The 8,726-nt window shown below is 33.1% G+C and carries 9 protein-coding genes; 6 read left to right on the top strand and 3 right to left on the bottom strand.

From position 1 onward, the window contains the following. The first annotated feature begins 91 nt into the window (after positions 1 to 91). A complete protein-coding gene (locus B9T30_RS15100; RefSeq protein WP_086185722.1) occupies positions 92 to 349 on the top strand; it encodes a hypothetical protein in 258 nt (85 codons plus the stop codon). Between the two features lie 42 nt (positions 350 to 391). Here B9T30_RS15100 and B9T30_RS15095 read toward each other — a convergent pair whose 3' ends face one another. Together B9T30_RS15095 and B9T30_RS15090 are read right to left on the bottom strand one after the other, a co-directional pair. Continuing rightward, positions 392 to 631: a DUF2171 domain-containing protein gene (locus B9T30_RS15095; protein WP_086166687.1), complete on the bottom strand. Its 240-nt coding sequence runs from the start codon at positions 629 to 631 to the stop codon at positions 392 to 394. A gap of 330 nt (positions 632 to 961) precedes the next feature. After that, positions 962 to 1,582: an SOS response-associated peptidase gene (locus B9T30_RS15090; RefSeq protein WP_086185721.1), complete on the bottom strand. Its 621-nt coding sequence runs from the start codon at positions 1,580 to 1,582 to the stop codon at positions 962 to 964. A 337-nt stretch (positions 1,583 to 1,919) separates the two neighbouring features. Between B9T30_RS15090 and B9T30_RS15085 the strand changes: the two genes are divergently transcribed. From B9T30_RS15085 to B9T30_RS15065, 5 genes are all read left to right on the top strand, one after another. Continuing rightward, positions 1,920 to 3,335: a cryptochrome/photolyase family protein gene (locus tag B9T30_RS15085; protein ID WP_086185728.1), complete on the top strand. Its 1,416-nt coding sequence runs from the start codon at positions 1,920 to 1,922 to the stop codon at positions 3,333 to 3,335. Between the two features lie 469 nt (positions 3,336 to 3,804). Next, positions 3,805 to 4,272 (top strand): hypothetical protein, encoded by a 468-nt coding sequence (locus B9T30_RS15080; protein ID WP_086185720.1) that lies wholly within the window; start codon positions 3,805 to 3,807, stop codon positions 4,270 to 4,272. Between the two features lie 259 nt (positions 4,273 to 4,531). Then, a complete protein-coding gene (locus B9T30_RS15075; protein ID WP_086166691.1) occupies positions 4,532 to 4,729 on the top strand; it encodes a hypothetical protein in 198 nt (65 codons plus the stop codon). Positions 4,730 to 5,098: 369 nt separating this feature from the next. Continuing rightward, positions 5,099 to 5,533: an I78 family peptidase inhibitor gene (locus B9T30_RS15070; protein WP_086185727.1), complete on the top strand. Its 435-nt coding sequence runs from the start codon at positions 5,099 to 5,101 to the stop codon at positions 5,531 to 5,533. Between the two features lie 655 nt (positions 5,534 to 6,188). Next, a complete protein-coding gene (locus B9T30_RS15065) occupies positions 6,189 to 7,487 on the top strand; it encodes a dicarboxylate/amino acid:cation symporter (protein ID WP_086185726.1) in 1,299 nt (432 codons plus the stop codon). Between the two features lie 319 nt (positions 7,488 to 7,806). Here B9T30_RS15065 and B9T30_RS15060 read toward each other — a convergent pair whose 3' ends face one another. After that, positions 7,807 to 8,697, bottom strand: coding sequence for a LysR substrate-binding domain-containing protein (locus B9T30_RS15060; RefSeq protein WP_086185719.1), 891 nt, complete (start codon positions 8,695 to 8,697; stop codon positions 7,807 to 7,809). Positions 8,698 to 8,726 lie beyond the last annotated feature (29 nt).

The following is an 8,726-nucleotide window of genomic DNA, read 5'->3' as shown; positions in this document are numbered from 1 at the left end:
CGATTGGTTATTAAATAATAAAATATTAAGGAAATGTTGGAGAGTTTAATGTATATTTATTTTCTGATGCTGCGAATACAGCGAGTAAAAAATGCTACCAAAACAATTGAAAATACTAAGCACAGTTTTAGCCATTTTGGGTATAGCTGCATTTTTCATATTTCAGTATGTTATACAGCCAGAAAAGTTAGCTGGTTTTACAGAAGGGACGGAACAATACAATGGTTACCGCTATGCTAAAGACAATCAACTTAAGTCCATAGATCAGTGTGATGATGAAAAAGATGATCCAACCATAAATTTTAATCAAGAATTTTTTGAAGGCTGTAAACAGTACTTTAATCATTAATAAGCCCTTCAAAATAAAAGGGCTTACTTTTGAATAGTTACCTTAATCTTGAGCAGTAACCCAGTGACTTTTTACTTCTTCAGCATCTTTATTGAGCATAACTTGATTATTGTTAATCTCATTAACCCATGTAAGGGGAATAAAATGATGATGACCATCTTCATGTCTTGTTAACTTAAGCTGATCTGACCCTTGAAGATGATCTACGGTTCCTACTTTTGTCCCACATAATGCAATAACATCTGCATGTTTAGTAATGTCATTCACATTGATAGTCGTCATGTCATACCTCTCCTATAATAGCGGTAATCTTGCCTATCTAATTTAAGACATTCTGAAATTTTTATCGTATATATATGCAAAAGCAAACAAAACGTTAACTAAGTTTACCTTTATGGATCAGTATCATTTTTAAGCCATTATTTTGGAGTGATTGAGATTGAAATATGAGCTATTCTTTTGCGTATTATTCGTTGTTACGCTGCTTGAAAATAAAAATAACTTAGAACTTTTTGCTAAAGTTTTGCTAATCAATAAATAACATTCTTATCTAATTAAAATCACAGCTTTTAAATAAGGTTGTACATAAATAAAAGGTCATTAAAATAGATTTTACCGATGAGTCTTTTTAGGTACAGCGACATACTCATCTTTCATTGCAAAGAAAAATTGAATTGCTTCACTGGGTGTGCAATTCAGCCAATCAGTTCTATTTTCTTCAGGGATGACAATAATTGAGCGCTTTTCATGGTTTGGTGCATGGAACTGCTTCATAAAAGGGTGCTGATCGGCATTGATGGTTAACAGACTCATAGATCGAATCGGTTGATTATTGATGACCGCATTTTCATAGATTGCAGCAATAGTGAAGGGTAAGCCATCTTTACGAGAAATTTCATACCAATAAGGTTTTTCATTGATATATTTAGGTTCAAAAATAGCATCGACGGGTATTAGCGCAAATTGATTTTTATGCCATGCATGGCGAAAACTCGGCTTTTCAGCGACAGTTTCAGTTCTGGCATTGTAGGTGTGACGACCATATTTTAACTCTTTAGCCCAAGATGGAATAAGACCAAACTTAGCAAGATCCCATTCTGGCTGATCGGCACCATGTATTAAAATGGGTGCATCATATAAAGGAAAAACATCTTCAGGAAATTCAAATGGAGGTTCAGAAAGACCCAGCAGATATGCTCGATTTCGTTTGATGGCTTTAAAATTTGCACACATCAGCGGTCTCTTTGTTTCTATTTACTCTTATTATTAAAGCAAATAGAATGAATAATGATCATGAATTTTACAAATTTGGTACTTTAAAAATCTTTACTGTATAAGGTTTGCGAATATTTTCAGGCTAGAAATTTAATAAGCAGAATAGTTAATAGCAGTAGTTCGAATATGAATTGTATTGTTGAACGTGATTTGAGTGAATTTCGACAATTAAACAAACTAAAATAATATTAATAATGAATGATCTAAAGTACAAAACTTGTGTTTTATACTGTTTTTATGTGTTTATTTTTCATAAAATAATAGTGAATAAATAGTTTGAGACCTTGTCATGTCTATGCAATTAATTTGGTTTCGACAAGATTTACGCATTCAAGACCATGCGGCACTTTGGCATGCCACACAAGCAGGTTCTTGCGTTGCTTTCGTAGCAATCTCATTTGGTCAATGGGCCTTACATGACGATGCAGCAGTTAAAATAGATTTTTATTTAAGACAACTACAAGAGCTTAAAAAACAGTTAAAAAATCTAAATATTCCATTAGTGATTCAGGAAGTTTCTTTTTGGAAGGATATTCCTGAGGTTATTGCTAAGTTTATACAAAAACTGGATATTGAATGTATACATGCCAATATTGAAGTTGGTGTAAATGAGTTAAAGCGAGATGCTGAAGTTCAACAATTGCTTGAAAAATATAATAAAACATTTGAGTTATATCATGATCGTACTCTATTTCCTGTAGGAGCTGTTCGCAATAAAACAAAACAACCGTATCAAGTTTTTAGTGCATTTAAGAAACAATGCTATGAACAGCTCAGTTTAAGTTTGCCTCAGTGTTACCCTCAAATTGAAGTACAGGCCGATCTTCAGAACCATGATATTTTTGAAGCATCAAGTTTGATGGTTACATATGAATATTCAGAATTTGTTAGAAAACAACAAGTTTACTGGCCTGTAAGTGAAGAGTATGCCTTAACGGCATTGGATGATTTTATTAATGATAAAGTGATTAACTATCAGAAAGAACGCGACTTTCCTCATTTAGATTCCACCAGCCAATTATCACCCTATTTAAATTTAGGGATTATTTCTATTCGTCAATGTATTCAAGCTTTATTTCGGCTACAACACGGGCATTTTCATATAGAGCAATTGGGTCAGCAAACATGGTTAGATGAATTATTATGGCGCGAGTTTTATCAACATACGCTTTTTGATTTTCCGCAGCTTTCTAAACATTATCCATTTAAGGCAAATACACAGAGCATCCAATGGCGTAATGCACCCGAAGATTTAGCGGCTTGGCAGCAAGGGCAAACGGGTATTCCAATTGTAGATGCAGGAATGCGCCAATTGCTGGAAACGGGTTGGATGCATAATCGTGTGCGTATGATCACAGCCATGTTCCTGACTAAAAATTTATTGATAGATTGGCGACTGGGCGAACAATGGTTTATGCAACATTTGGTTGATGGTGACTTAGCAGCAAATAATGGGGGGTGGCAATGGTGTGCCTCTACAGGCATGGATTCAGTACCTTATTTTCGGATATTTAATCCGATCACGCAATCACAAAAATTTGATCATAATGGTGATTATATTCGTCAGTGGGTTCCTGAATTGGCGCATTTAGATGCTCAAATAATCCATGAACCTTATAATAAAAATCCCGATCTGAGTTTAAATTATCCTAAACCGATTGCAGACTTGAAACAAACCCGAACTCGAGCAATCGAAGCTTTTAAGGTATAAGGGCCATTAACTAAAAAATTAATGGATAAAAAATTACCGAGTTTTAAAACAATGGGTCACTATAGAGAGGGTGGAAGCTGTAAATATTATGCTTATGCAGCCGAATTTCTTATAGATTTTTATGCTTTTAAACAGTGAATAATCATTTTTCTTATACTGTGGAAGGTGCGTTAATTCAATAGACAATCACAGATCAGCAATGATATTGGGCACATCGAGGAGATGACGAATTTGTCATTTTGGGTGTGGGAAATAATGAAGTTTGGGCAGAAATAACATTAAAATGAATGATTGAAGCTTTTGTACATGTGAAAATTGGTGTGGCTATTTTGTTATATCAGTGATTAGATTGCTTGAGTGAACAATAATTCAGCTGAAATGGCATTTTTTGGCCGCGATTAACAAGCCTTTCCCATTTTTCGGTATTATATAAATATTAAAGAATGTAAAAATAACAGGAATTTTCTATATGATGAAAAAATTAGCTGCCTTGGTATTTGGCTCTTTACTTGTGACGGGTTGTGCAACAACGCAAAATGTTGAAAATGTCAGTACGGTAGGGCTTTTAATTTGTAAACCAAATGAATTGTGTCCCATCGTAACCGTCAGCTGGAATGAATCACATAAAGATTTACTTAAATTAAGAATGAGTTTGAATAGTACGAAAACTCAATATGATATTCAGAAAGTAATTTTTGAAAATGGACAGCAATCTTATTCATTTAGTCCTGTAGGCAAGACAGAGCAGGACTTTGTTCTTGGAAATTATCGTTCACGTAACAGTATTATTACACCTGTTAATCTCATGAATAATTTACGTGGCTCCGATCAAATTTTAATGAATATCTATACAGATAAAGGTGTGATTTCGCGTTATGTCTATAAAGATGGTCAGGAAGCTCTAATTTATAAAGAATTTAAAAGTGTTTATAAGTAAGTGTTAATTCTTAAGAGTTAGTCAGTACATGAAGCCGTTCGAAAGAATGGCTTTTTTTCTTCGAGTCATTCATTTTTAAAGAAATAACTACATAAGAAAAAATCCTCAATAATCAATAATATGTTAGGAAACATAAAAAGTTAAATTATATAATACTCATTATTTTGTGATACATGTCGCATTTATGTTTAATAGGTTGATGTTTATTGCATATCTATGTAATATTTCAATATTGATTTCTTTTATATTAGAGACGACTATGATTTTTTGGGATGGAGAAAATGTACTTCCTGAACAGGCTGGGAATTTCAAAAAATATTTAAAAAATTACTTGGCTAAGTCAAACTATGAACACCTGCTGGATGACAAAAAATTCAATTATGACAGTACAAGTGATGAGTTTCTGGATGCCGATATCCAAGAGTTCTATCATCTATGGACTATAACTATTGTTTAAAATAAAATTCATTCTAATATTAAAAAACGTCTAAAAAGGACGTTTTTTATTCAAAGATATTGAGTATAGTATTTTTAAAATCTTACACTGATAATCAGTTTTTAATGTCTATATTGCTCAATATGTAAGTCACTTTATCAAAAATACAAAATTATTGTTTTTTATGTAAATTTCTGAATTTTATTGTATTTAAATTGAAAATAAGCAGGATGTATCAGTTTAGTCCAGTTGTCTTGAGACACTTTTTCATTGAAAATTATTATGGGCTTAGTTCACCGAGAATAGACAGAATTTTTATTTTAAACAATTAAGAAATTGATAATTTATATATTTTTGATATCTTTATATTTTGCTAAGAATTTTTAAATGATGAAAAAAATTGTATTTTTGGGATTGATGATTTCTTCTCTTACAGCATGTTCAGCTATGCAAAACAAAAACACTGATACACCAAAGATCGGTATAGCAAATCCTGCTAGTGAGTATTGTATTAGCCAAGGTGGAAAACTAGAAATCAAAGACGAAGCGAATGGTCAAGTAGGTTATTGCCATTTATCAAATGGTCAAGTTATCGAAGAATGGAAATTTTTCAGAGACAGTCAAAAAGAATGTTTACCTGAAAAGGCTCAGGAGTTAATAGGTAAATCTGCGCTTACTGATGATCAAATTAAACAAAAAACTCAATCTGAAATTATCCGCCGCGTTGCACCTGGTCAGCCAGTGACTATGGATTATCGTTCAAATCGTATTACAGTGACGATTGATCCAGTTTCTAAGAAAATCACACAGGCAAATTGTGGTTAGTTTTTGATTATAATGATTAAAAGATAAAATTAAGAACATAAAACTTTAAAGCTCAACTTAGGTTGGGCTTTCGTTTGATTAGAAATAGGGATGTTAGATCAAGCCTACAATTTAAAAAAATAAAAAAACTTTTATTGAAATAATTTGAGGTCAGGAAAGTTTATTGCTTCTTCAAGAAAACGATCAAATTGATGAATTCCATTGTTGGTCTTTACTCAAGCGATAAAATTCTAGCGATGCTCAGGAATCGGCTTAGTCACAGTGAATTTATCCTATCGCTGAATCGAATGTATGCACTGCAAGATGTAAGATTATTTTCCAAATCGGTATTTTGTCCAGAACCATCATTTTTAGAATTTTTTTTTAAAACCTGTTTAATATGCCACTTAGCTATCGTGCTATATCTTTTAGGATTTAGCTATCAAGTAAAACTAAAGAATAATTTTATGCATTTTTTGCATGCCATAATTAATTTTTGCATTATCGTTTTTCCCAAAAAAAAGTAACACTTGCCGCAGTTAATTGCTCAATCGATGATTTTGCACCCAGCTCCTAGAACAAGCCTACGTAAATTGATCAACATGGAATGTCATCAATGCCTTGCTATAAAAGCAATAAACTTGATGCAAAGAAGATTAAAGAAGGAACTGTTTTTATGAACCAGAAAAAATTGCTCAAATATATTCTGATCGCGATGATATCGGGAATACTCGTTGGTTGGGCCTTTCATAGTATTTTAACCACTGCACAAACTACGGAAATCGCAGCATATTTTAAGATCGTTACAGATGTATTCTTAAGATTAATTAAAATGATTATTGCACCTTTGGTATTTGCAACGATTGTTTCTGGTTTAATCTCAATGGGGAAATCATCTTCTTTAGGATCGATTACTTTAAAAGCGATGAGTTGGTTTGTTGGTGCATCGTTTATCTCCCTTTTGCTTGGGATGGGCTTAGCAAATTTATTCCAGCCGGGATCTGGAATGAACCTGAGCATCCCGAAAGAAGCCGTAGATGTGGGTGTCAGTGCCACTAGTCTAAGCTTACAGACATTTATTACGCATATTTTTCCGCGTAGTTTTGCAGAAGCGATGGCAAATAATGAAATATTACAAATCCTCGTTTTTTCAATTTTCTTTGGTTCAGCACTGGCTTATGTTCAGCATCAAAGTGAAGCTACCGTGATTGGTCGAATTATTGATGAACTTTGCCGAGTCATGTTCCGTATTACAGATTATGTGATGGCTTTTGCACCTATCGCAGTTTTTGCCGCCATTGCGTCTGCCATTACTGTTCAAGGGCCTAAGTTACTTCTCGATTACAGTATTTTTATTGGACAGTTCTATGTCGGGTTGCTCATCCTTTGGACAATTTTAATTTCTTTCGGTTATATCTTCTTGAAAAAAGATATTTTTAGATTGATGCGAGTGGTTCGTGAACCCACCATGTTGGCATTTGCAACAGCGAGTAGTGAATCGGCTTACCCAAAAACGATGGAAGCTTTAGATAAGTTTGGTGTGCCAAAACGTATTACCAGCTTCGTTCTTCCATTGGGTTATTCGTTTAATCTCGATGGCTCGATGATGTATATGGCATTTTCCGTGTTATTTATCGCACAAGCCTACAACATTGATTTGAGTTTTGCACAACAGGCTTTGATCCTACTCACATTGATGATCACCAGTAAAGGGATTGCAGGTGTTTCTCGTGCATCGATTGTGGTTATTGCATCAACGCTTGCCATGTTTAAACTCCCTGAAGCGGGTATTTTATTAATTCTGGCTGTTGATCAATTCTTAGATATGGGACGTACTGCGACCAATGTCATTGGAAATAGTATTGCTACAGCGGTTATTGCCCGTACCGAAGGCAACAAGCATGATCTTCCTGAAGAAGAAGGTGTCGTTGTTGATACAATTGTTCCTGTGAATCGATTAGCTGATAATAGTTAAGGTGCTTCAGCAAGGTTTATATAAAATTAATGAAGTAACCACTTAAATAATTTAAAAGGTGATTTTTAAAACGATTAGCATGAGTTTATATTGCTAGACGTTTTTAAAGATCACCTTTTATTATGTGGATATACTATAAAAACTAATCTTAATATATTTCAAGTTAATGATGCATAAATAGAAAAAAATAAAGACCTAAAATTATTTAGGTCACTTAAAGAAAACATCAGTATTAATTTTATACTGCATATTAAATACACAGAAATATTTGTATAAAATCCAAGCAATCATGCATTGAATAAATAAATCAAATGTAACTTTATTCATCCTGTTTTGTTAATGTATTCCAAATATAGTTAATTCTATTTGAGAATGCCATTTCACGCCTAATAATATAGACATCTTGAAATAAATTATATTGATTACAATCAACTACTTTTAATTTATTCTCAGCAATCTCTTTTTCAACTAACAATTTAGGTAACCATGCGATACCTAAACCTTGTAAAACCAATTCTTTTAAATCACTAGCATTATCTGTTTCGTATAAAGTTCGATAATCTAATTTATTTTCAATCACTTCATCAACACAGTTTCTTAAATATGCTTGTTTACTATAAGCCAACAAAGGAAAGGGCTGATCTAATGAATATTTAGGAGTACCCTCATTATTTAATGTGGTCACTGGTAATATTTCCATTTCAACAATTTTATGGCATACGAAAAAAGAAAGATCGAGTTGTTGTAGCGTTTTTTGATCACAATAACCAATTAAAAAATCACACGAACCATCTTTAAGTAAACGCATCCCTTGTTTTAGATTGGCGGCAATAATTTCTAATTTTAGATCCTCCATGTTGGTTGATAATTCATGAATAAAGCGAGGGAAAAACTGCGTGATTAAGGAATGAGATACTGAAAATTTGACCGTTAATTCGTTATTCTTAACATTCTTTTCTAGATACTTAATGGTTGTAGTGAGTTGATTTTGTATATTTTTTGAAGATGCCAATAAGACTTGACCTGCTTCTGTGAAATCAATATTTTTACTATATCGCTTTAAAATTTGGAAACCCAACGCATTCTCAATGTTCTGAATTCTACGCGTAAATGCAGATTGTGTGACGTGTCGTATTTCCGCCGCTTGGGAAATAGATTTTTCTTGCTCTAGTGCAAGTAAATCTTCAATCCATCTAATTTCTAAGGTCATCATTAATCCTTCACGCATACTTTTATAAA

Origin of the sequence: Acinetobacter sp. ANC 4973 (assembly GCF_002135275.1) — a bacterium.
Taxonomy (GTDB): Bacteria; Pseudomonadota; Gammaproteobacteria; order Pseudomonadales; family Moraxellaceae; genus Acinetobacter; species Acinetobacter kyonggiensis.
The sequence above is the reverse complement of the archived record's forward strand: the minus strand, read 5'-3'. Positions and strand labels throughout refer to the sequence as shown.

Coding starts and splice junctions, on each gene's coding strand:
- B9T30_RS15100 (WP_086185722.1), top strand. CDS start 92: ATGCTACCAAAACAATTGAAAATACTAAGCACAGTTTTAGCCATTTTG.
- B9T30_RS15095 (WP_086166687.1), bottom strand. CDS start 631: ATGACGACTATCAATGTGAATGACATTACTAAACATGCAGATGTTATT.
- B9T30_RS15090 (WP_086185721.1), bottom strand. CDS start 1,582: ATGTGTGCAAATTTTAAAGCCATCAAACGAAATCGAGCATATCTGCTG.
- B9T30_RS15085 (WP_086185728.1), top strand. CDS start 1,920: ATGCAATTAATTTGGTTTCGACAAGATTTACGCATTCAAGACCATGCG.
- B9T30_RS15080 (WP_086185720.1), top strand. CDS start 3,805: ATGATGAAAAAATTAGCTGCCTTGGTATTTGGCTCTTTACTTGTGACG.
- B9T30_RS15075 (WP_086166691.1), top strand. CDS start 4,532: ATGATTTTTTGGGATGGAGAAAATGTACTTCCTGAACAGGCTGGGAAT.
- B9T30_RS15070 (WP_086185727.1), top strand. CDS start 5,099: ATGAAAAAAATTGTATTTTTGGGATTGATGATTTCTTCTCTTACAGCA.
- B9T30_RS15065 (WP_086185726.1), top strand. CDS start 6,189: ATGAACCAGAAAAAATTGCTCAAATATATTCTGATCGCGATGATATCG.
- B9T30_RS15060 (WP_086185719.1), bottom strand. CDS start 8,697: ATGACCTTAGAAATTAGATGGATTGAAGATTTACTTGCACTAGAGCAA.